This is a genomic window from Mycobacterium sp. BMJ-28, from assembly GCF_054404835.1.
The window spans coordinates 5,956,334-5,980,271 of sequence record NZ_CM136783.1; the positions used below are offsets into that span (position 1 = coordinate 5,956,334).

The 23,938-nt window shown below is 62.6% G+C and carries 18 protein-coding genes; 8 read left to right on the top strand and 10 right to left on the bottom strand.

Features of this window, described 5'->3' with window-relative positions:
- Window positions 1–146 precede the first annotated feature (146 nt).
- Together ACXPWS_RS29535 and ACXPWS_RS29540 are read left to right on the top strand one after the other, a co-directional pair.
- Entirely contained in the window at window positions 147–1,220 is a 1,074-nt protein-coding gene (locus ACXPWS_RS29535; RefSeq protein ID WP_458710051.1) for a glycosyltransferase, read from the top strand.
- The gene (locus ACXPWS_RS29540) at window positions 1,217–2,173 is read left to right on the top strand and encodes a glycosyltransferase (RefSeq protein ID WP_458710052.1); all 957 of its coding nucleotides are present in this window, start codon (window positions 1,217–1,219) and stop codon (window positions 2,171–2,173) included. Before ACXPWS_RS29535 ends, ACXPWS_RS29540 begins: the two co-directional genes overlap by 4 nt.
- Before the next feature lie 17 nt (window positions 2,174–2,190).
- Here the strand turns inward: ACXPWS_RS29540 and ACXPWS_RS29545 are convergent, their stop codons facing one another.
- The 5 genes from ACXPWS_RS29545 to ACXPWS_RS29565 form a co-directional block, all read right to left on the bottom strand.
- On the bottom strand, window positions 2,191–3,135 hold the full coding sequence (locus ACXPWS_RS29545) for a class I SAM-dependent methyltransferase (RefSeq protein WP_458710053.1): 945 nt from the start codon (window positions 3,133–3,135) through the stop codon (window positions 2,191–2,193).
- A 196-nt stretch (window positions 3,136–3,331) separates the two neighbouring features.
- Window positions 3,332–4,402, bottom strand: a complete 1,071-nt coding sequence (locus ACXPWS_RS29550; protein ID WP_458710054.1) for a glycosyltransferase family 4 protein — start codon at window positions 4,400–4,402, stop codon at window positions 3,332–3,334.
- A 51-nt stretch (window positions 4,403–4,453) separates the two neighbouring features.
- Window positions 4,454–5,608 carry a DUF1972 domain-containing protein gene (locus ACXPWS_RS29555; protein ID WP_458710055.1) on the bottom strand — a complete coding sequence of 385 codons (1,155 nt, stop codon included), beginning with the start codon at window positions 5,606–5,608 and terminating at the stop codon, window positions 4,454–4,456.
- 712 nt (window positions 5,609–6,320) lie between these two features.
- Window positions 6,321–8,384 (bottom strand): acyltransferase family protein, encoded by a 2,064-nt coding sequence (locus ACXPWS_RS29560; protein WP_458710056.1) that lies wholly within the window; start codon window positions 8,382–8,384, stop codon window positions 6,321–6,323.
- Between the two features lie 94 nt (window positions 8,385–8,478).
- Window positions 8,479–8,958 (bottom strand): arsenate reductase/protein-tyrosine-phosphatase family protein, encoded by a 480-nt coding sequence (locus tag ACXPWS_RS29565; protein ID WP_458710057.1) that lies wholly within the window; start codon window positions 8,956–8,958, stop codon window positions 8,479–8,481.
- 132 nt (window positions 8,959–9,090) lie between these two features.
- Between ACXPWS_RS29565 and rfbA the strand changes: the two genes are divergently transcribed.
- Genes rfbA through ACXPWS_RS29580 form a run of 3 tightly spaced genes read left to right on the top strand, consistent with a single transcriptional unit; the run spans window position 9,091 to window position 12,392 of the window.
- On the top strand, window positions 9,091–9,960 hold the full coding sequence (gene rfbA / locus ACXPWS_RS29570; protein ID WP_458713742.1) for a glucose-1-phosphate thymidylyltransferase RfbA: 870 nt from the start codon (window positions 9,091–9,093) through the stop codon (window positions 9,958–9,960).
- Window positions 9,960–10,958, top strand: coding sequence for a dTDP-glucose 4,6-dehydratase (gene rfbB / locus ACXPWS_RS29575; RefSeq protein ID WP_458710058.1), 999 nt, complete (start codon window positions 9,960–9,962; stop codon window positions 10,956–10,958). The genes rfbA and rfbB overlap by 1 nt, the downstream gene beginning before the upstream one ends.
- An 18-nt stretch (window positions 10,959–10,976) precedes the next feature.
- Window positions 10,977–12,392 (top strand): sugar nucleotide-binding protein, encoded by a 1,416-nt coding sequence (locus ACXPWS_RS29580; protein WP_458710059.1) that lies wholly within the window; start codon window positions 10,977–10,979, stop codon window positions 12,390–12,392.
- A gap of 90 nt (window positions 12,393–12,482) precedes the next feature.
- On the opposite strand, the gene ACXPWS_RS29585 is transcribed toward ACXPWS_RS29580, so the two are convergent.
- Entirely contained in the window at window positions 12,483–13,157 is a 675-nt protein-coding gene (locus tag ACXPWS_RS29585; protein ID WP_458710060.1) for a class I SAM-dependent methyltransferase, read from the bottom strand.
- A gap of 294 nt (window positions 13,158–13,451) precedes the next feature.
- Here ACXPWS_RS29585 and ACXPWS_RS29590 point away from each other — a divergent pair, with 294 nt between their 5' ends.
- Window positions 13,452–14,093, top strand: a complete 642-nt coding sequence (locus ACXPWS_RS29590) for a GAP family protein (RefSeq protein WP_458710061.1) — start codon at window positions 13,452–13,454, stop codon at window positions 14,091–14,093.
- A 24-nt stretch (window positions 14,094–14,117) separates the two neighbouring features.
- On the opposite strand, the gene ACXPWS_RS29595 is transcribed toward ACXPWS_RS29590, so the two are convergent.
- On the bottom strand, window positions 14,118–14,615 hold the full coding sequence (locus ACXPWS_RS29595) for a hypothetical protein (protein ID WP_458710062.1): 498 nt from the start codon (window positions 14,613–14,615) through the stop codon (window positions 14,118–14,120).
- Between the two features lie 470 nt (window positions 14,616–15,085).
- Here ACXPWS_RS29595 and ACXPWS_RS29600 point away from each other — a divergent pair, with 470 nt between their 5' ends.
- Complete coding sequence (locus tag ACXPWS_RS29600; RefSeq protein ID WP_458710063.1) at window positions 15,086–16,174, top strand: class I SAM-dependent methyltransferase; 1,089 nt, start codon at window positions 15,086–15,088, stop codon at window positions 16,172–16,174.
- 86 nt (window positions 16,175–16,260) lie between these two features.
- Entirely contained in the window at window positions 16,261–17,973 is a 1,713-nt protein-coding gene (locus tag ACXPWS_RS29605) for an AMP-binding protein (protein ID WP_458710064.1), read from the top strand.
- Between the two features lie 6 nt (window positions 17,974–17,979).
- On the opposite strand, the gene pe is transcribed toward ACXPWS_RS29605, so the two are convergent.
- From pe to ACXPWS_RS29620, 3 genes are all read right to left on the bottom strand, one after another.
- Window positions 17,980–19,113: an acyltransferase PE gene (gene pe / locus ACXPWS_RS29610; protein WP_458710065.1), complete on the bottom strand. Its 1,134-nt coding sequence runs from the start codon at window positions 19,111–19,113 to the stop codon at window positions 17,980–17,982.
- A complete protein-coding gene (locus ACXPWS_RS29615) occupies window positions 19,110–22,085 on the bottom strand; it encodes an MMPL/RND family transporter (protein WP_458710066.1) in 2,976 nt (991 codons plus the stop codon). Before ACXPWS_RS29615 ends, pe begins: the two co-directional genes overlap by 4 nt.
- 89 nt (window positions 22,086–22,174) lie before the next feature.
- Window positions 22,175–23,596 (bottom strand): condensation domain-containing protein, encoded by a 1,422-nt coding sequence (locus ACXPWS_RS29620; RefSeq protein WP_458713743.1) that lies wholly within the window; start codon window positions 23,594–23,596, stop codon window positions 22,175–22,177.
- Window positions 23,597–23,938 lie beyond the last annotated feature (342 nt).

The window sequence follows — 23,938 nt, forward strand, 5'->3', positions numbered from 1 at the left end:
TAAACTTGCCGAGTTCTCGGAACTCACTATGAATGCGCCGGAAAGCTCCATCCACGGAATTCGGGCGCTCACTCTCGAGGCAGGCCTGACGGTGTTAAGAGGAATGCCAGTTGAATAACCGCGCGAGTGCCGGCCGCCGGACATCAGTGAGCGTGGTCGGCCTCGATGTGTCGTTCAATCGACTCGATGGCGGCGGCAGGCGGGTACAGGCGTTTCTCCGCGCCCTCGATGCTCACCGGCTGGAAGTCGAGCCCGTGGGCGTGGGCCCACGCGGGATCGAGGGTGCCCGCCGGACTTCCGCGTCGCGAATACACAAACTCAAGCGCCGGATGTTGCCCATTCAACTCAGGCGGCCGATCGACGCCGAACTTGCCCGCCTCGAACGCCGAGGACCGACAATAAGTTTGACGCCGGCAGCTCACCGATGGGCATTGAGCCACCGACCTGCATGGATCGACTACCCCGATCTGTGGAGCAACATCGCCGGCACCCACGCCGAGACGGTTGATGTTCTATCGGCCCTTACCAGCCGGGCGCAAGCGCGACTGTGGTCACATCGCGAGACAGCTGAATCTGTATGCGCGGACGTCGTATCGGTCGCATCGTGGACGGACGCACGCCAACTCGGGCCATGCTCGGTCTGGCTGCCGACCCCGGTCTCGGAATCGGGTTTCGACCGCCCTCCTCGTAGCGCAGCCGTCGGGACATCCGGCGTGGTCTACGGGATGCTCGCGAACTTCGACTACCCGCCGAACCGAGACGCATACGAGCACCTCGTCCGACATTGGATCCCCGTACTGGCGCCGAGCGCAGAACGAGTGATCGTCGCCGGATTCGGCTCGGAATCCCTTCCGCCGGTTGCGTCTGTCGATATTCTCGGCACGGTCGCCGATGTGCTCGATTTCTACGAACGCGTCGACGTCGTGGTCGCCCCGATCTACCTCGGTGGCGGGATGAAAGTGAAAGTGGTCGAAGCCATGATGCACGGCAAACCGGTGGTGGCATCCGAGCATGCACGTTCCGGTCTACCCGCCTCGATTGCCGACGGCTGCATAAGTTGGGAACGCTCCGGCGCTCAGTTCGGTGAGCCCAGCTATGCAGCTGGGCTTCGCGATCCCCGCGACAACTCCGCCGTACTCCGAGAACTCGGCCACTTCACGCTCGACAGCTTCATCACGACATGCCGCAAGCTGTGGGACGAGCGGATGGCCGACGCATGACCACGCCAACGTCTCTGGACGGCACCCCTGTGGCGACGGTGGTCATCGTGATGTTCAATTCGGCATCCACAGTGGCCGAATGCTTGGGTTCGGTTCCTCGCGACTGTGAGGTGATCGTCGTCGACCAGCGGTCGTCTGACGCCAGTGTCGAGGTCGCCCTTCGCTGTCGACCCGACGCCAGACTGATAGAGGCGGGCGCGAACAGAGGGTTCGGCGCAGGATGCAATCTCGGGGCGGCCAACGCCACATCGGATGTCCTCATCTTCCTGAACCCCGATGCATCCTTTGAGACAGCCGACAGCGTGAAAATCATGTGCGACAGCGTGAAATGCAACAATGCTGTCGTCGGTCCCCGAATTCTGGATGCCCACGGGAATGACGAAACACGCGCTCGGCACTGGTCACGCAGCTGGTCTGACATCGCTGAGATCTTCATGCCGACAGCGCTGAAAATCGGCGCGCTCCGTCGAGACATCCCACGAGAAGATCCGGTGTACACGCACGGCGGCCGAGTGCCTTATGTGCAAGGCGCCTGCATGGCGATCCGCACCGACGATTTTTGGCGTGTCGGGGGGTTCGATGAGCGTTTCTATCTTTACCACGAGGAAGAAGCGCTGGCTCGCAAATTGTTGACGGTCGGCGTCGTCATGGTGTTGGAGACGCGTGCCGTGATCGTTCATATCGGAGGCCGATCGACGGGACAGTTCCGCGACTTCTCCGCCGGTCAGTATTACCGTTCCGTGGCGCTGTCATACCTTCTGTTCCGGAAGCGCTTGGTCGCGATTTCCACCATCGCCACATTGTGGGCCACGCTGCGGCTCATGGCGGCGGCCACACCCGTTCGCGAACGCATCGGACTTCGCGCTGATATCGGTCGCAGCTGGTACCGCTCGGCGGCGGCGGGCGTGGTCAGCGGGTATCGATTGCGGATGGTCGATCCGCCCAAGGTGTAACGGCAACAACGTGAACGTCAGACGCGCTCCATCCAGAACGAGCCGGGTTCACGTTCGTTCAGCTCGGACGCGATGACCGGAAAGCACCTGGAGAGCTCGGCCGGATAATTGTGCCGCAGGAAGTTCAATGCGCCGATGATCCTGAAGTCGTGGTTATAGCTCAAGAATGCCTCGAGCAGATACTGCTCATTCCAGAACCGGACCTCGTCGGTGATCCAGGCGGCCGGGTAGTCACGTGGTGTGAAGATGTCATGGACGTGAATGAGAACGCCTGACTTGAGCCTCGGCAATATATCGAGATACTCACAGAGGACGTCGCCCCGCGGGCGAATCATATGGGACGAGTCGATGAACAGGATGTCACCGGACTCCAACTGATCGAACAGCGACACATCGATCTTCTCGACCGGTGTCCGAATAACGGACACCCGCAAGTTCTCCAGCCAGGACGCCTCATAGGGCTCGATGCAGACGTGTTGGCAAGCGGAGTTCGGATCCTCACTCCGGTTGGCCTCGATCGCGGCCGCGGCGATGCGCGTCGAGTGACCGCTGCCGATTTCGTACATTCGCCTCGGTTTGCGCAACCGGATCAAGCTATAGAGGTACTCCGAATCACCGGATTCGAACATGCCATTCTGGTAGTGGTAACCGAGTTCAGACTCCGGCGTCTGCGGGAATCGGAGGAGTTCTTCGTTGTAGTCGAAGCTGTGTAGCAGATCGAGCTGCCCCGACACATTGAGATCGACGGCCGCCAGGCTCCTGTCCGTCAGCAGGGAAACCTCTAGAGATTTCGGATTGAACAGCGGCTCATAGTAATGGTCGAGCAGCGGATAGACACCAATTGAACGACAAGCCGCACGCGTCGCCGGTAGCCGGTCGATACCGAAGCGCCGCACAATCTTCAGTATCACGAGGCAAACGCTGACAAGCGGCAGCAGCGCGACATCGGCAAGTGCGCGCATCCACGACCTGACGTTCAGTGTCGTTCTCCTGTCTCGCGCGGCATCGAACTACGGCCGGAGTGCCACGTGAAGAACGGTGCTGAGCAGCGCACCGTTTCGCTACCTGTGACCCGTACTGTACAGCGACCACGCGCCGACGAGCGTCCAAGCGGTGGGATGCACACGCCGGCGTTCCCCCGCGCCCACGTCTGCGCCATCAACACTCCGCCGCGCCTGCCGCACGGCTCAATTCGCCCCGAATCGCACCGCACACCGAACGCCAACTATGTTGCTCGACATAGGGAATGGTGTCTCGTGGCGCGTCGGTCAACGTGACGGCCGCAGCGGTAATGGCCGCCCGGTCGGTGGGACACACAAAGGTCGCGTGCTCTCCGACGGTCTCTCTGAACACCGGGATGTCGCTGGCCAGCACCGGGGCGCCGAAAGAGGCTGCTTCCACCACGGGCAGTCCGAAACCTTCGTCCAGGGAGAGGCATACGAAGAACTTGCAGTGGGTGTAGATCCACTTCAACTCACCGTCGGTGAGTCTTGACGCGATGATTATGGCCCTCCGGCTGATTGCGGGCTCGAAATCTCTCAGGTCGACCTCAGATCCCGACGGCTCACCGATCAGAACGAGCGGGAAATCCGCGGACAGCCGATTCGTCTGCAGTAGGGCGTCGACCGTGCGCTTGAGATTCTTCCGGATATTGAACCTGCCCACGCAGGCCACGAACGAGCCAGGCGACAGACCGAGGTCAGGCACACATGGACTCGCGTCGGCGAGCGATCGGGAGACCGCAAGCCCACACCGGACCACCCGCTTCAGCCCTGGATTGTTCTCGACGATGCGCGTCCGCTCGGAGAGAGAGGTCGTGATGACAGCCCGAGCCAGCGGCGCGCACATGGGCATCGGGTACAGGTAGGCGCGCTCCACGGCAGTGAACCACTCCGGGTTGGTTTGTGGGAGCACATCGTGCAGGAATGACACCCCTCGCTTCGACATGGCGCTGAAGTTGAAAGTGAGGATCGCGTCGACACCTTCACGACGCCCGATGACAGGTAGCTCAACCAGATTGATTGCCGGGTGGAGTCGCATCCGGCTGGTGACGATCCGCACCCCCGGGGACGGCGGCGGGACGGGGTCGGTGCTGTCCCGTTCCGGTGCCGCAACGATCAGCTCATCGTCCGGGAACAGTGCATTCCAGTTGCTGACGATTTCCAGCAGCACCGTCCGGTTGGAGTAGGGGCCGCGACGCCACCAATACCCGTCGACGAGGATCTTCACATCTACCCCTCGGCGTCAGATCGAGAGAAGCGATCGCGCCTTCCCGCCAATTCAGATCCTTACACCGCGCTGAACCGGTCTGAGGCTTCCGGCTCCAGAGGCGAGTAAGCCCCGCAGGGCACTGTCGTAACTTCTGCAGACGTCACCCCAACAATAGTGGCGTTGCGCACGAATCAAATTCGCCCTGCCCATCTTGTCACGCTCATCGCGGTTCTCCATCAACTGCCGCACCGCCTTCGAGATGGCTTCCGGGTCAGCGGGTACGAATCGCCCGTCCGGCCCCAAAACCTCACGGTTATATACGGTGTCCCTGGCCAGGATCGGCGCACCTGCCGACATTGCCTGGACCAGAGCAGGATTGGTTCCCCCTACGCTGTGGCCATGGAAGTAGAGGCCGGCGTGCTGCCACAGCGCAAGAAGCAACCTGTCGTCGTGTATATGCCCCAACCATGACACTGACGAGTACTCCTGCGCCAAACGTCGCGCCGTCGTCTCCAATTCACCGCCGTAACCGCAACTTCCGACGATGACAACCGGGTGTTGGTCAGCCACCGCACCAATCGCCTCAAAGAACTCGGGTACCGTGTTCTCCGGTACGAAGCGAGCCACCACCAGCACATAGCCACGATGAGTCAGCCCGACTGGAACCGGAAGATCCGCTGCGACCTCACCTCCGTACGGGATATAAACCCCCTCAGCGTTGAACGTCCTGTTCCAGTAGGACTCGATCTCACGGGCATCGAAGACGAGTCGATCAGCCCATTTGGCCGTGAGCTCCGCGCCCTTCCTGAACACTTGTTTGGCACGCGGACTCCACTTGGCCCTTTCCCACTCGATGCCGTCGACGTTGACCAGCGTGGGGATACCGCGGGCGCGCAGAATGGGCAGGAAGAAACCATTCGCCACATTCATCACCAGTGCGACATCCGGCTGGTTGTGCGCGGTGTCCAGCACTGCAGACAGGCCATGCGACAACGTGCTGAGGTTCCTTGTTTCCGATCCCCGCGTGACCTTGGTCCGCACTCTGAGGTCGACGGTCGGGTCCTGCTGGCACGTTGCGCCGCGTCGACCGTAGACCGTGACGTCCCAACCGGCGTCGACCAGATAGGGCGCGAGCTTTCGGACTGCCGTCTCGAACCCCCCGTAATAGCTTGGGTATCCACGGGTCCCTATTACTGCAACGGACGGCACCGCTACTCGATCCACTGCGTCGGATTTTCACACGACGGCACGTAGGAATCCGACGCCACGGCTGCCGAGTTTTCAGGAGGGCGCGATAACAGGAGAGCGCGCGAACTCGCGCTTCTCACGACAGGGTGATTGAGGGACAGCAAAAGCACTCCATCCTCGTCGCGGTCGCATGGAAAACCAAGATGGCCCGAGCTATAAGGGCCACCTCTTTGGCAGTTGGGGCTTTCTATGCCGAAGTCGGTCTTCACAATGGATGTTAGTGCCTAACCTCGAACTTCGCGGCGGTGATCGGGAAAAAGAGACGATCGAAGGCCGTCCCGCCACCCAGTTTTCGGCATCATGAAAGTTGCCGAAATCGAAGAACACAGGACCACCCTGGGCGTTACCAGAACCTGGCGAGCTGTTGTACCCAATATGAGACGACCAGCTATCTTTTTCGAAGGCAAATTCTTTCCATGTGCCGATTGGGGACGTAGCGTTGCTGTGGTTGATCGTCGGTGAGAATTATATTTTCGAGGACAACTTTTTATCAGCCGCTGACGGAAGGACGGTATCGTTGAGGTGGGCTCCCGAAGGTGACTCAGCTTCGGGCGTCATGTTCTTCGAGAACACAGCAGGCACATCGAACCGTTGCTATCGCTTCCATTCAAAAGCGGTAACTCAACCCGGTATGGGCGATTTGGCGACGCCGCGCACGGTCTCACTGACCGCACGTCTCGGCGTGGGGTCAAGGCAGGCGGTTGGTTCTCTCGAGTGCGCCCGCGAGGGACGAGGCAAGGCCGCGGCTCGCGGCCGCCGAGATATGGACCATGTCGAGGTAGAGGTTGACACCGTCGCGCTGTGTCGAACATGTTTCCGACGTGCAGAAGTGGTCCCGCGGATCCCACAATGTCGCCCCTGTTTCTCCGGCTATCCTCTCCAGCGATGAACGCTCGGGCTGCTGGAAGCTATCCGCATCGAGGCGTGTGACCGTGGCGGTGCAGTCGTTCGAATAGAGGCTCATCAGGGTGCAGGTCAGGGGATCGAACTTCGTCGGCTGTTCGAACTCTGGAAAAGCCTGCACCAACAACACACCGTGCCCCGAGGCTTGCAATTCGTGCACTGTCTTCTTCAGACCGAGGTCGAGCATCTGGTCTCGCGAGGTGTCGTCGGTTTCAAACTCTCCCGGATCTAGCCCGAATCCAGCCCCCGGCCAGTGGTACACCGAATTCAGGTCGGAGATGATCACGGTTCCCGCGTGTTGACCTCGAAGCCAGCGCATGACGCTTTCGTACTTGATTCGGCAGGCCTGATCCGCCCGCGGATGGGGTGTGCTGATGTAGACGTCCTTGAAGGGACAACTCGGGACCGGCAGTATCTTGACCGGCCTCTTCAAGATCTCACCGGCACCGATGGCGGCCTCGCTCAGATGCCAAGCTGTTGAGTCGCCGACCAGAAATATCGGCTCGCCTGGAGCGGCAGAGTTGAAAACGCACGGCCGCGAGATTCCATCTGGTTGATCTTCGGTTACACAACCGGTCACGGCGTGCGGTTCAAGCACCGCCGCTTGCATCTGCCGAATCCCCGGTGACCAGTAGCCGTGGCGACTGGCTGCGGCGACGCCTACACAGATCAGCACGGGTACCAGCAATGTGATTGCAGCGATTTGTGCCGCCCGCCGGACCGGAAGATCTTGGAGATTTCGGATCGGCGTCTCGACAAAGCGGTATGACGCAATCGCTGGGGCAAACGAGGCTCCCGCCGCCGCCACAAGAGCGACGTCGCTGTCCGGCCACAGCATTCGTGCGAACACGATGAACGGCCAGTGCCACAAATAGATTGAATAAGACCAGTCGCCGACTGCCACCATCGGTTTCGTCGCAAGAGCGCGACTCACCGCGTTGCGGCGTCCTGCCCCGATGGCAAGCAGCAACAGGGTCCCTCCGACCGGCAGAAGAGTCCACACCCCCGGAAAGGGTGTCGCTTCTGAAATCAGCCACAGTGATGCGATCAGCATGGCGATCCCCACGACCGCCAACAAATGAATCATGTTGCCCGACATGCGGGTGAGTTTGGGTACGGCCATCGCCAGGAGCACGCCGACCGCGAATTCCCAAGACCTGGTCACCGGGCTGTAGAACCCGAAAAGTGCCTCGAGTACCTTCCCGTGCGGGCCCAACAGATAGTGCGAACCCCAGCTTGTATCGGCGATGACGCCGGTACCGAGACATGCCAGCACGAACGAGACGAGAGCGACCGCACTCACCACGACCTGGGGCATGAATCGCACCCGCCGACGTGCCGCGGCCATCGACCAGCTGACCGCAATCAACAGTGGGAAGAGTAGATAGAACTGCTCTTCGACCGATAGCGACCACGTGTGAAGCAACGGGTTGGAGTGGGCGGCAATGTCGAAATATCCACCGGTCTTCCAGGCGATCACAGCGTTCGCCATGAGAACCATCGCCCCGGTTCCGGTCAGCGCCGTGTTCTGCTGCACGCCAAGCGGAGAGAGGACCAGTGCCGAGATGATCAACGTCACGGAGATCATCAGTGCCAGAGCGGGCGTGAGTCGTTTGAAACGGCGGATATAAAAGCGTCTGAATCCGGTTCTGCCCGTCCTGAGGCGCTCACGTTGCAGCATTCCCGCGATGACGAATCCCGAGATGACAAAGAACACGTCGACGCCCACAAAACCACCCGGCACCGGAAGTCCGGCGTGGAATACCACGACCATCATGACGGCCACCGCGCGAAGGCCTTGAATATCAGGGCGACGGTCAGGGCGAGTTTTCACGGCATTCTCTGCCACAAAACCCCCGTCCTGCGCGGCGACTCGGAAATATCGTGGCGTGGCAGTTCAGAGGGTACAGAGATTCACGGTTGGACGTATCGAATCTCGACCTTCAGACGTCCCCGCAGCCGGCCGCCCGCTTGCAGAGTTCGAGGATGGCCGGCAGGAGTTCGGCGATTTGCACGGCGACAGATCTGAATACCTGTGGGCCCTCTCCTATCGGGTCCTCGATATCGACCGGTTTGTGGTCCGATAGGTATGGCCGCAGCGCGGCCAACTGGCCGATGGAATCGGGTTGGTATGCGGTCGCAAGACACGCCGCCTCGGCAAGAGTGAAGGTCCGCGAAAGGAGACGCGGTGCCATCTCCAGCACTGCGTCACGGTGCTGGGTGGTCATGGCAAGCACCAGATCAGCTCCGCCTGCGATGCGCGGCGTGAGCTGACGAGCCGCAAAGGCGCTGCCGTCCCCGCCGAGATCGCTCAACACACGCGCAGCCTCGACATGCATCGCATGCCCGATGACGGCCCGTGTCCCGGCGCTGGCCGCGGTCAACGCAGCGATACGGAATGTCTCGTTCAACGCAATCGTCAACCGCTCTGCAGTCGGCGACCGGCAGATGTTTCCCGTGCAGACATAGAGAATGTGCAGATCAAGGCCCCAATGTTTGGCTCTTTAGAGCCACTAACGTTAGCTCACCGTGGCGGGGTGTGCCACGATGTCCGCGTGAAGGGGATCATCCTCGCTGGAGGATCGGGGACACGACTTCATCCCATCACGCTCGGAGTCTCCAAGCAGCTGATACCGGTCTACGACAAACCGATGGTCTACTACCCCTTGTCCACCCTGATGCTGGCCGGTATCCGGGACATCCTGGTGATCACCACACCTCACGACGCTGCGAGTTTCGAGCGCCTGCTGGGCGACGGATCTCGTTTCGGTGTCTCGATCAGCTATGCCAAACAGGCCTCACCCGACGGCCTGGCGCAGGCGTTCACCATCGGCGCAGACTTCATCGAGAACGAGAGCGTGGCTCTGGTGCTCGGCGACAACCTCCTATACGGGCCCGGCGTGGGCACTCAGCTGCAAGCTTTCGAAGACGTCGACGGCGGCGCGATCTTCGCTTACTGGGTCGCCAACCCCGGCGCCTACGGCGTGATCGAATTCGATGGGACCGGGTTGGCGGTGTCGCTGGAGGAAAAGCCGGCGGTCCCCAAGAGCAACTACGCCGTTCCAGGCCTTTACTTCTACAGCAATGACGTCGTGGCAATCGCTCGCGGCCTCAGTCCGAGTGCACGCGGTGAGTACGAGATCACCGATGTCAACCGGACCTATCTGGAGCAAGGTCGCCTGCATGTCACAGTGCTTCCGCGCGGCACCGCATGGCTGGATACCGGGACAATCGAGCACATGACCGACGCCTCCGACTTCGTCCGCACGATGGAGCGGCGCACGGGTCTGAAAATTGGTGCACCAGAGGAGATCGCCTGGCGTCAGGGTTATCTCAGCGACGATGAGTTACGTGAGCGCGCCGAAAGTCTGGTCAAGTCGGGCTACGGCACTTACCTGCTGGGTCTATTGGACAGGCGCGTTTGATGGCCCGCCTACTCGTCACCGGCGGAGCCGGCTTCATCGGATCGAACTTCGTCCACCACGTGGTAGAACACACGGATCACCATGTGACCGTCCTGGACAAGCTCACCTACGCCGGCAACCGGCACTCGTTGGACGGCCTGCCCGACGATCGCGTCACGTTTGTGCACGGCGACATCGCCGATGCCGGTCTGGTCGATCGGTTGGTGTCGTCCGCCGACGCGGTCGTGCACTATGCCGCGGAATCGCACAACGACAACTCCCTGCGCGACCCCCGGCCGTTCCTGCATACCAATCTGGTCGGTACATTCACTCTGCTGGAAGCGATCCGCCAGTACGGCACCAGGTTTCACCACATCTCCACGGACGAGGTCTACGGCGACCTGGAACTCGACGACACCGCCCGGTTCACCGAAGCAACTCCGTACAACCCGTCGTCACCGTACAGTTCAACGAAGGCGGGCAGCGACCTTCTGGTGCGTGCGTGGGTGCGGTCTTTCGGGGTACCAGCAACAATTTCCAACTGTTCCAACAACTATGGGCCCTACCAGCATGTCGAGAAGTTCATCCCCCGCCAGATCACCAACGTGCTGCGCGGGATTCGACCCAAGTTGTATGGGCAGGGACACAACGTCCGTGATTGGATTCATGCCGATGACCACTCGTCGGCGGTGCTGACCATCCTGGACAAGGGCTGTATCGGGGAGACCTATTTGATCGGCGCCGATGGGGAGAGGGACAACCGAACGGTGGTCGAGTTGATCCTCACACTCATGGATCAGCCGACCGATGCCTACGACCTCGTCGCCGACCGCGCCGGCCATGACCTGCGTTATGCCATCGACTCGACCAAGCTGCGTAGCGAACTCGGCTGGCAGCCCCGCTACCAAGACTTCAGCATGGGGTTGGCTGCCACCATCGACTGGTATCGCGACAACGAATCTTGGTGGGCGCCAGCCAAAGACGACACCGAGGCCTTCTACACCCGCCTGGGCCAGTGATCGAAGGAACCGGCAGTTGTGACTGAGTACGGGAAGCCGCTCTCCACCTTCAGTACGCCTATCCCTGGCCTCACCATCTGGGATCTTCCGGTACACGGGGATCACCGGGGGTGGTTCAAGGAGAACTGGCAGCGCGACAAGATGGTGGCAGCCGGACTGCCCGACTTCGGGCCGGTCCAGAACAACATCTCGTTCAACAACACGGCCGGCACAACACGAGGTATTCATGCTGAGCCATGGGACAAGTTCGTGTCAGTGGTCACCGGGCGGGTATTCGGAGCGTGGGTGGATCTTCGCGCCGGCCCATCGTTCGGAGCTGTGTTCACCGCTGAACTCGACCCGTCGCGTGCCGTCTTCGTGCCGCGCGGCGTCGGTAATTCCTTTCAGACGTTGGAGGCCGACACTGCATACGCCTATCTGGTGAACGACCATTACTCGCCGGATGCCGTGTACACGTCGGTGAATCTGTCCGATGAGAACCTGGCCATCGATTGGCCGATTCCGTTGGACCGCGCGGCATTGTCTGCCAAGGATCGGGGTCACCCGCGGCTTGCCGACGTACACCCGGTGGCGCCGCGAAAGACGTTGGTGCTGGGTGCGAATGGCCAACTGGGTCGGGCGCTGCGTGCCGTATACGCAGACACGCCCCACGTCGAGTTCGCCGCGAGAGCGGATTGCGATCTGACCACCGTCGACACCACGACGGTGTTCCACTGGCGGGATTACGACACCATCATCAATGCCGCCGCATATACCGACGTGGATGCGGCCGAGACGGCAGCGGGACGTTCGACTGCCTGGGCCACCAACGTTGCCGGGGTGGCAGCGCTTGCGCGTGTTGCCACGACTTACGGAATAACTCTGGTGCACATATCCAGCGACTATGTTTTCGACGGTGCTTCGCAGGTTCCTTACTCCGAGGACGACCGCATCGCACCGCTCGGCGTCTACGGCCAGACCAAGGCAGCGGGTGATCAAATCGTGGTCACGGTACCGCGGCACTACGTCGTGCGTACGTCATGGGTGATCGGCGAGGGCCGAAACTTCGTGCGCACCATGCTTTCCCTGGCTGATCGGGGGGTGGATCCGTCGGTGGTCGATGACCAGTTCGGGCGGTTGACCTTCGCCTCAGAGGTGGCAAGGGCAATTCGGCACCTGCTCGAAACCAAGGCGCCGTACGGGATCTACAACGCCACCGGGGACGGGCCCGTGTCTTCCTGGGCCGACGTGGCACGGCAGGTTTTCACACTCGCAGGCCACGATCCGACCCGGGTGACCGGCGTCAGTACGGCGGAGTACTTCTCCTCGGCGCCGCGGCCTGTCGCGCCCAGGCCGCGGAACAGCGCACTGCAGCTGGCCAAGATCACTGCAGCCGGATTCCACACGGCCAGCGCCGATCTCCTCGGAGAGTACGTGCGCGCGGTGCACGCCTGACATCGGTACCCGACATGACCGCCTACCGGCGGCGAACCACGCTGTTCTCTTGAAGTACTTGTCCCTGACAATATTTTGGTCCGACCGCAGTCAAGTACGACCAGTCAATACTTTGTAAACAGCTTTCAGTCGCGGCGGCGCATGTGATTTCGCCTTCTGCACGAAATTGTCCAGCGCCGACGGATGGTTGTAACCCTGCAGCCACCATCCGTCACCAACCGGATCAAAGGTAGGCGCGTCGGTGCGGGTGAAGAAAGCAGTCTGATCCACCACCGTGTCCAGCTGCCACATCTGATCGGCCTTAAGGATCTGGAACATCGCACGAATTGAGGGGATCTGGATGTCATCAATGATGAGCACACCACCGGGACGCAGACGCGGATAGAAATAGTAATATTCGAGTTCTGGGAACGGAAAGCCATGTGGTCCGTCAATCATGACGAGGTCTAGGTCGTTGCCGAATTCATAAGTGGGCAGCGTCAACTGGGTGGCGCCGATGACGAAGTCGACTGTCTCTGCCCGAAGCAATGGAGATGCGCGGACTCGTTGAAGGCTGTCGCCGCTGCCTGAGTCATCCTGGGCGAACACCACGTGGTTCCGGCTGAGTTGTGACAACAGTAATGTGGAGCGCCCGGTACCGGTTTCGGCGGTGAAGTCGTACGGTCCTGGACACCGTTCGGCCAATGCCCTCAGGGTTCTGTTGCTGACCGTTCCCGCACCGTGCCAATCGCCGGGCAGTGCCGCGATTTGATCGATGGTATCCACGGCCTCAATATACTTTTCGGTTCAGTTGTATGGCGGGCGAATATTGGCCTGAACATCGATCCTCCTTGCAGGATCATCTATTTCCCTAGTGGATTCACCTAGGAGATGGCCGATACGGACGGGCCCGGAGGCTTCGCGCCCGATGTCGCACTCGGCGGTAGACGCCGGTCGGTAGCCTGACCACGATGTCCACTGCCAGGTTTGTGTCATCCCGTGCGGGCAGCGCCTACAGAAGCGGCACGCCTCCGTGCAAGCCATCGACGGTGCCTCCGGACCGCGTAGCGTAACCCTCCGATGTGGATAACACTGCTGGTGATGGCTGTTGCCGTCAGTCTGGAACCGTTCCGGATCGGGCTCACCGTCGTGATGTTGAACCGTCCGCGGCCGCAGTGGCAGCTGGCCTCGCTCTTGTGCGGCGGATTCGTGATGGGCATATCGGTGGGTTTGGCCGTTCTTTTCGTGCTCAAGTTGCGGCCGTCGCATTCGGCTCATTTCACGTTGCCGAACGTGCAGGTCTTCATCGGCGTGCTGGCCCTGCTGGCAGCAATATTCCTGACGTCGACCAAAGGCCGGCAGCGGACGACGCCCGCTTGGGTCAGTCGCCTGCTCGAGGACCGATCGCTGTGGGTCGCCGGTGTGGCTGGTTTGGGGATGGCCCTACCCTCCGTCGATTACCTGGCGGCGCTGACCGTCATCGCGGCAGCAGGTGTCCCGCCGGCCACCCAGCTGGCAGCGTTGCTCGGGTTCAACGTGGTGGCTTTCGCCCTCGTGGAGATACCTCTGCTGGCCTACGTGATGGCCCCTGCACGCACGCGCGAGGCGATGACGCGCCTGCACGACTGGGTTCGCGCGCGACACCGTCGGGAAGTCGCCGCCCTGCTGGCAGTGGTTGGAACCGTGCTGCTGACCGCGGGCATGTTCCAGATCCTGGGTTGATCACCCACGCCGGCGGAGTCGTCGTCAGCTCACGAGGGCGAGCGTCTCGCTTGAGCAGGACCCGGTCTGGTCACACAGGTACTTGCAGTTGTCGGCATTATCCGTGCACCACTGCGTACCTTCAGGCGTGTCGTTCACCCACTTGATGGCGTCCGCGTTCTTCTTGGCCTGCCGACCGATCGGCGACGCCGCGGAGTTTCCCGGCGCTCCACCATTGGCGAGTTTGGCGTTGCAGTTCAAAGCGAGGAGGTAGCCAGTCCGGTGCGTGAAGTTGTCACTGGCGACTCCGGACGCCTTCTGCGACTTCGTGACAACGCAATCATCTGTCGCAAGCACATCTCCGACGACGGTCTCGATGATGACCTTGGTCCCGGACTTCGCCGCGGCGGCGGACGCATCCTTATAGGTCTGGCCGGCATAGGGGTCGTCCGCCGAAGCGATACCACCGCCAAGCGCGACAAGTAATGAGAGAGACAGCGCGACCAGAAAGCTGATGCGGCCTGCAGCTGATTTAAATGACACAGTTCACTCCCGACTGAGTTTTACCCCGTGGTCGCCGGCCATCTCGTTTGAGGTGGACCTGATCCTACATACAGATACACATCGGGGGCGCCGACTGAGCAGCTTTTCTCACATCTGACCGATTGCCTATTTCTCGACGGTCCAGACCGCCACATTCGTATGCGACTCCCGGCCGAAACCCACGTCGGTGCACCAGGAATCACCTGTAGCACTGAACTTCAGCGGGGTAGACCATCACCGGCGAACAGCACAGGCCCCCAGTCGATTGCCTTGGCAACAATCCTTCCTCGACGAGTTCGATCCATCACCGCGAAAAGCGGAATGACAAGCCCCGAATTAGCCTCCTTTGGGCCGATGCATCATGGGCCGAGACAAGAGACCTCACCAGTGGCATGCCGGTTTACTCACAGACCCGGCATCAGAATTCGCTGAAATCTGACTCAGCGGTCTCAATACCGGCAAGACAGGCCGTGGCTTTCCTGATGCTGCGGATCAAGACTCCCGCCGAATTCGCTTCGTTCAGAAACAACGACGGTAACGAGGTCTCATGCGATCAGAACGGTCTGCGGTCAAACGCCGTCAGGCGTAGGGTCCTGCCGGTGGGATCCAAATCTGGGATTCGGGTGCAAACCCAGGCGCTGAGGCATAAGGCGAAGGCCATCACTCTGTCGCACCTACCGATAACAGGACAGTTCCCCTCGATCGACAGCCGACTTGGCACAGTGCAATTCACGTCCTTCGACGATTTTCAGGCTTGGCGGAGCACCAACGGCCGGCAGATCGCCGAATGGTCGAGCGAAGATGCAGGCACGCCGTACGGTGCCGTTCCTGGCTTCTGTGGGCTCTGTGGCCTGGAGGTGGAATTCGAGGTCGGACAGGCGGTGACGAAGATCGATGCCGCGGGCGACATCGTGACCAACTGGCGGGAGACGCTGGTCTGCCCGAGTTGTGGATTCTGCAATCGTGTCCGCGCGGCACTTCAGCTTTCCATCCAGGAATTCGGCCTCACCCCGCACAGCAAGGTCTACGTCACCGAACAGTTCGGCCGCGTATATCGGTGGTTGAAAGGCCACATCCCTGATGTGCGGGGGTCCGAGTACATTCTTCCCGGGCGGACGTCGGGATCTCGGCTACTGGGAATCAATCACGAAGATGTGCAGGACCTTTCGCTCGCCACCGACAGCGTGAGTCATGTTCTGACGTTCGACGTCTTGGAACATGTGCCCTACCCGCAGGCAGCGTTCGCGTCGTTCGCCCGGGTGTTGCGCCCTGGCGGCCGGTTGATCATGACTGCACCGTTCACGGTCGACAGATACGAGACGACCGTCCGCGCGGTCCAGCATCCCGACGGCCATATCGAACACCTGCTGCCGGCCGAGATACACGGCGACCCGCTCGATCCTGCCCATGGGTGCCTGTGCTTCCGGCACTTCGGGTGGGACACCCTCGAACAACTCCGTGTCGCCGGCTTCGCCGACGCACGCGTGATCCTCTACCACGATCGAAAATTTGGACACCTCGGCGGGCTGCAGTCGATGATCACCGCGTCGACCGCATAGGCTCCGTTGTCACACCCGCATCTTCGCCTTCTACCGCCGCAGTCCCACTCACCGTGATGTCCTTACCGTTGAGTAACCTGACCACCATGCCCAACGCGTCCATCCTGACTGTGCTCCAGGAGCGCGCGACCGCCACACCCGATGACGTGGCCTTCACCTACACCGAATACGACGTCGACCCCGAGGGCGTCGCGGAAACGCTGACCTGGTCGCAGCTGCATCGCCGCACGCTCAACGCGGCGCGGGAGTTCGAGCAGTACGGGTCACCCGGCGACCGGGCAGTCATCATCGCGCCGCAGGGCCTGGCTTATGTCGTCGCGTTCCTGGGCGCCATGCAGGCCGGCTTCATCGCAGTCCCACTCTCGGTTCCGGTGCCCGGCTCGCACGACGAGCGGGTCACCGCCGTCATCGCCGACACGTCGCCGGTGGTGGTGCTGACCACCGCCGCGGTGTCGTCGGTCGTCACGCAGCATGTGGACGACGGCGCCGCCGTCATCGCCGTCGTCGCCGTGGACAACCTGGACCTCGACGCACCCGCGCCGCCCGCGGCTGAGCCGGCGCCCGGCCCGGACACCGCCTATCTGCAGTACACCTCGGGATCCACCCGCCAGCCGGCCGGCGTCATGATCAGTCACCGCAACCTGGTGGCCAACTTCGAGCAGTTGATGGCCGACTACTTCGCCGACCACGGCGGCGTGCTGCCCGACGGCGCCCACCTGGTCTCGTGGCTGCCGTTCTACCACGACATGGGTTTGATGCTGGGGATCGTGGCGCCCATCCTCGCGGGGCACCCGGCCGACCTGATGAGCCCGATCGCCTTCCTGACCCGCCCGCCGCGCTGGGTGCAGATGATGTCCCGACCGCGGTACACCTGGTCGGCAGCACCCAACTTCGCCTTCGATCTGACCGCTCGGCGCACCACCGAGGCCGACATGGCCGGCGTGGACCTCAGCGGGGTCGTCGGGATCATCAACGGGGCCGAGCGAATCCACCCGCACACCCTGGTCCAGTTCAACGAACGTTTCGCCGGCCGCGGCTTCCGTCCCGAGTCGATGAAGCCGTCCTACGGCCTGGCCGAGGCGACCGTCTTCGTGGCCAGCGGCAACTGCAACCGGGCGCCGGAAGCCGTCGAGTTCGCCGCCGACGAACTGATCAACGGCATCGCGGTGCGGACGCCGGGCGGATCCCCGCTGATGCGGTACGGGTTGCCCGACTCCCCGCTGGTGCGGATCGTCGACGCCGACACCCGCAAGCCGTGCCCGGACGGCACCGTCGGTGAAATCTGGACGCACGGTGAGAATGTCTCGGCCGGATATTGGTGCAAGCCCGAGCAGACCGGATCGGCATTCGGTGCGACGTTGGCCGATGTACCCGCGGACGACCCCGAAACGGGTTGGCTGCGCACCGGCGATCAGGGCTTCATCTCCGAGGGCGACCTGTTCATCGTGGGACGCATCAAGGACATGCTGATCGTGCGGGGCCGCAACTACTACCCCGAGGACATCGAGGCCACCGTGCAGCAGATCACCCGCGGCCGGGTGGCGGCCGTTGCGGTGTCCGATGAGGAGACCGAAAAGCTGGTCACCATCATCGAACTGAAGAAGGCGGACGACACCGGCGATCTGACCGTGGTGAAAAACGATGTCGTCGCGGCGATTTCGCGCGCGCACGGACTGCACGTGGCCGACATCGTGCTGGTGGCCCCCGGGGCTATCCCGACCACCACGAGCGGCAAGATCCGCCGCGCGGCATGCATCGAGGCGCACCGCAAGGACCAGTTCGTTCGCCTGGACGCCTAGCGCGCCTCAGTGCACGTTGTGATCCAACACGTACTGGAACCCGGCCATCAGCTGTGACAGCGGATCGACGCCGCCGCTACCGAAGGCGGCCTCACTCGCCCCCGCGGTGACGACCGCGGGGTCGTAGCCGCGGACAGGGTCCACGGTGATGGGAGCGGTCAACGGATTGTCGTTACGCGTATATCCGGCGTCCACATAGGGTTTCAGCACCCCATCGAGCTTGTTCAGCGTGCCCTCGTCCACCCCGGCGTATTTGAACGGGAGAACCAGCGGAAGGTGCTGCTCGGGAATCATGTACGTCGTCGTCTTCGCGCCCCGCGAGTTGTACGTGACCGCGACGTTCTGGGGCGGCACATTCGACGGGTTGGTGAACGCCACCGCGGTGTGACCGGTGGCCAGACCGACGATCGCGTTGGTGACGGAGATGATGTTGTCCTGGCGCTGCGGCCAGTCGGCGATGCTGTCGTACGGGGAGATGAACTGGTAGGTGTCGTATTGGCTGTCGACCTCGGGCGGCATCGTGAAGTCCAGCGACGGGACGACGCTGCCGACCGGGAAGTTCTGTCGCAGGAAGCTCTGCCCGAACGGGTTCGTTGTCAGAGGATCACCGAATGTCGCGAAAGACAACTGGTCTGGCGGCGGCGCGGCCGGATCGTTGGCCAGCCGGTTCTTCACCGCGTTGAGCACCATGGCGCCCTCGGATAGCCCCATGGTGGTGCCACTACCACCGGCCTGGATGGCACGGATGAGGTTGCCCTCGCCCACGTCGACCGACTCGCCGATACTCGGGCCGTCCAGGCCCAGCCCCGGGAAACCGTCATCCAGCTTGCCGATCCCCGGGAACAGCCGTTCCAGGGTGTGCCCCTGCACCTGACCGGCCGGATACTGGATGTTCTGGCGATCCAGGCCGGGGAACCAGTCCGCGCCGGTGCGGCGGATGTACTCGTCATAGGGAATACCGAGGACGTGCGCGCCACCGAGCGCGTACGCCTTACCCGGGGTGCCGCGCTGCTCCGGCGCCGGAGATGCGCCGGCGCCCGGAGCGGGTGCCGGCTCGTCAGCGCCCGCGACGCCCAGCCCGGACGCACCGGTGGCGCTGACGGTCACCAGCACGGTCACCGCGGCGAGAAGTTTCTTCATACCTTGCTCCCCTGCGATGTCAATCGAGATGGCCACCAGTTCGCCTTGCCGACCAGCGTAGCGATGGCGGGCACGGTCACGGTCCGTACCAGGAAGGTGTCCAGCAGGATTCCGGCACCGATGACGAACCCGCCTTGCACCACGGTACCGATGCTGGAGAACAACAGGCCCCACATCGAGGCGGCAAAAATCAAACCCGCCGCCGTGATGACACCGCCGGTCGAGGACAACGTCCGGATGATGCTGTACCGGGTGCCGCGCGGAGACTCGTCACGCAACCGCGAAGCGAAGAGCAGGTTGTAGTCGGCACCGACGGCGACCAGCACCACGAAGGCCAGCGGTGGCACCGTCCAGTGCAACTGCTGGCCAAATCCGTACTGGAAGACCAGCACACCGATGCCGAGCGCGGCGAAGAACGAAACCACCACGGAGCCAACCAGATACAGCGGGGCGATGACCGCCCGCAGCAGCAACATCAGCGTCAGCAGCACCACGATGATGGTGACGGCGATGATGAACCGGATGTCCATCTGGTAGTAGTCGCGGGTGTCCCGCAGCGCGGCGGGATACCCGCCCATCGAGATCGACGCATCCGCCAGGGTCGTGTTCGGCTGGGCGCCCTTGGCGGCGTCACTGATCGCGTTGACCTGATCCATCGCCTGCACGCTGAACGGATCGAGTTTGGTGAGCACCAGGTAACGCGCCGAATGCCCGTCGGGCGAGATGAACATCTTCGACGCCATCTTGAAGTCGGGCAGGTCCAGCACCTCGGGCGGGATGTTGAAGCCGGCCATCGCGGGGTTGGCCGCGTTCTGCTTCATCGACAGCAGGAAGGCCGACGCCTGGTCGAGACCCATCCGCATCAACTGGATCTGATCGACCACCTGGTTCACCCCGGTGGAGACCTCCCGGCTGCCGGTCGCCGAGCGGTCGGCCTGCTGCCGGAGCTTGCCCAGCGTCGCCTGCGCCCCGGCCGGTGAATCCAGACCCAACGTCTTCATCAACTTGGTGAGGTTGGTGAAGGCTGACCCGATCTGATTCAGCGACGCGTTGAGGGATTGCCTGTCCTGCATCGACTGCAGTTGTCCGGCAAGGTTGTTGATCTCATCGAGGGTGCCGTCCTGGCGCGCCTGGGCCAGCCGGGAGAAGTGGGCGCGAGTCTCACTGCAGGACGCGTCGAGGTCGCAGGTGACGTTGCCCTGCAGCGCCGCCAGCACCGGCCCCACCCAGCCGAACATGTCCTTGGCCGCGGTGACGCTGATACCCATCGAGTTGCCCAGTTGGTTGATGCTGTCGACCAGCTTGGCGCCGACCTCGACATTGCGGACCAGCTTGTCGCCACCGTTCTGGTCACGCATCGACGAGAACGCGTTGACCATCTGCTGGATGGTGCCTGCGATCTGGTTGACCTGCCCGCGGACATCGCCGAGGCCGGTGGCCAGGGTGCCCGCGCCCTTCGACAGCCGATTGAGATCGGACATGTTCGCGGTGATCATGTCGGCGCCGGTGCCCAGCCGATCACCCACCAGACCCGCCTGATAGGTGGCCCGGAACTCTTGCGGCACAACACCGAGCGGGCGGGTGATGCCACTGACCAACCCGATGTCGGGCACCTGGGTGATGCGTTCGGCCAGCTGCTCCAGATCCGCGAGCGACTGCGGGGTGCGCAGGTCGTGCGGGGACCGGATCAGCACATAGGACGGGATGGATTGATTCAGATCGAAATGGCGTTCCAGCGCCGCGTAACCGACCGAGCTCGGGTCCGAGCCGGGCACCGCCTTGCGGTCGTCGTAGTTGTACTTCGCCAGGCCCACACACCCGGCCAGCAAGATCAGCACCAACAGGCTGGCCACCAGATGCAGCCGGGGCCTGCGGGCGATACGGATGCCCGACCGCCGCCAGAACCGGGTGGTCAACTCGCGCCGCGGGGTGACCCAGCCGCGCGGACCGACGAGCGCGAGAATGGCCGGCAACAGCGTCAGGGCGGCCAGGAAACACACCGCGATACCGATCGCCGAGGACACCCCGACGGTGGAGAACACGCCCATCCGGGCGAAGCTGATCCCGACGAAGGTGAGCCCGATGGTGGCCGCCGACGCGGTGATCACCTTCCCCACCGAACCCAGGGCGAGCCGTACCGCGTCGTCGGAGCTCTCCCCGAGCCGCACGTAGTCGTGATAGCGACTGATCAGGAAGACGGCGTAATCCGTTCCGGCACCGGCGATGATCGCGCTGAGCAGGATGATGGCCTGATTCGACACCCCGAGACCGGTCAGCTGGGACAACCCGGCCACCGCGGATTGCGCGATCACCAGGGATATCCCGATACCGATCAACGGCAGCAGCATGGTGATCGGATTGCGATACACCACCAGCAGCACCAGCAGCACCAGGACGGCGATGGCGAGTTCGATCGGCAGCCGGTCCCGCTCGCCGGCGACGGTCAGGTCCGCGACGGTGGCCGCCGGCCCGGTGAGGTGGACCTCCAGCGGGCCACCCGCGGTGTTCTGCTTGACGATGTCGGCCACCCGGGTGAAGGCGGCGTAGGACTGCGGGGTGCCCAACGCGCCCGCCAGACCCACGGGCAACACCCAGGACTTGTTGTCCTTGCTCGTCAAAAACGAACGCAGAGCCGGTGTTCCGACGAAATCCTGCAACATCACGACGTCTTGCTGATCGTCGCGCAGAGCATCCACCAGCTTGCGGTAGGTCGCCTCGTGGGCGGGTCCCAGCCCGCGCTCGTCGGTCAACACCACCAGCAGCAGGTCATCGCCGCCCGGCTCCTGGAACGCCTCGGTCATCTGCCGGGCCGCGACGCTGGACGGGGCGTCGCCCGGCAGCATCGCCAGCGGATGCTTCTGGGCCATCTCGTTCAGGCTCGGGAATGTCAACGGCAGCACCACCGCCAGCGCGACCCAGAGCCCGACCACCGCCCAGGGCATCCGCACGACAAAGTCAGCTAGCCGTCGCACGTCGCCCCCAGCAGTGGTCCTTGGAATCGAGTGGCCCCGAAACTCGCCGTCACGGGATCGAGCCGCGCAATCCTGCGGCGCGCCGCGCGTCAGGCAAAACGACCCCAATCGCCACTGTCGGCCACCTGCTCGCAGACGGATTTCATCGTCGCTATGTAGCGGGCCACCGACTTCTGGGCCACCGGGTTGTCCGGGAACATCACCGACATTGCCGTGCCCACCTCGTAGCGGAATACGTAGATCGTGAGCTGGTAGGAGAATCTTCCGTCGGAGTAAATTCCGATATTGTTCGAGTAACCCATCTCAGCTGCGGCGATTACCGCGTTCAGTGGCGCGGCACCACCATGCAGGAAGTTGGAAACGGGAAAGTTCGGGTGCGGCTTGTCCAACCACGGCGCCAATTCGAGCACCCGGTAAAACGGCACCCTCGCCAGGCTCAGGCCGGAATCGAATGACGTCTGAGCCGCCCACGCGGCTTCGGCGAAGGTCGTCGCGGCGATGGGCACGGTGATCGGCACCAGACCGGTGAACCAGCCCTGGGTCATGAAGTTGTCGGTGGTGCGGCGAGTGTCCCTCGGCGTGAGCCCGTAGTAGGTCGCCGCACCGGTCAGTTCATGCTCGACCATGGCGGTGCAGGCAAATAAACCACCGACGAAACGGGTGCCCGCCGCGGTGCAGGCCGCCTCGAATCGCGCTGTTTGCTCCGCGTCCAGCAGCATCTCCCCGACCATGTCGGCCACCGTCGGCTCCAGCGGGTTACCCAGCGGTAGGGCGAACTCCGGCAAACTGCCGTTGTTGTTCTCGGCAAACTCGATCCAGGCCCGCACCTCGGGCGAATCGACGGTCAGATCGGCCGTGGATTCGCGCTCCTGAATACAGAAATCGTCGAAGCGACCGGCTTCGGGCAACGGCATCGGCTGACCGCTGGTGGTGAGCGACGTGTACATGCCGTGCGCCTCCAGCATCGTGATCCCGATGAGCGCCGCGTCCCCGTGCACATGGTCGATGCTCGCGTAGAAATCGAAATGATCGTCGCTTTGAACAATGCCGAATGAAAAGCAGCCCCATTCCAACGGAGTGGGTATGTCGACAATGTGTTTACGCGCGTCTTCCGCGGTGAATTCGCCTTGGTTGACGGGCTCGAATTCAATATCGGCGGGGTCGACAATGGCGCGTCTGACGATGTCGCCCGAACCGGAATATTCGAACCAGCTGCGATAGGTGTCGTGCCGGCGCAGGTAGGCGTTGAGCGCGTGATCCATCGCGTCGATATCGCATTTACCAGGCACTTCGCAGGTGGCAATGATTTGCCGGGAATAGTCCAGTCCAGCGGCGCCCTGCTCGTAGACACCACGAATGTGCTGGCCCTGCATATAACTGACCGGGACCGTGCTGACCGGCGCTTGCCGCGCCTTTTCCATAGCCGCGTTTGTCGGGTGCCAGGACGTCACGACGCCAGGGCTCGGCGTCCAATCATCGATCGTCCCGATCGTGATCTTCCCGATTTGCAAGATGTCCCTCCCGGGTGTGAGCGGCGACGGCTGCGGTCCAGCAACACCGACGGCGACTTCACGATAGCCCGTGCCGCGGCGGAGGTCGCCCACACGTCCCTGTGCACACGCTTTGAGACTGTTCGCGGACCGGGTTGCGAAGCGGGCGCACACGCGCCGCCGGGGACTTCGTCCACAGGCTGGAAACCACTTGTTTCAGCAACCCACATGCAATACTGACGAGCGAGAAACAAGCCGGCCGTGGCTGTCGGGGGACTGAGCGCGTAGCGGCCGTTCGCATGACAATCCTGGCCTTGCCGCGGTCTCCCGCATGGCATCGAAACTTCACTGACGCGGAGAGCA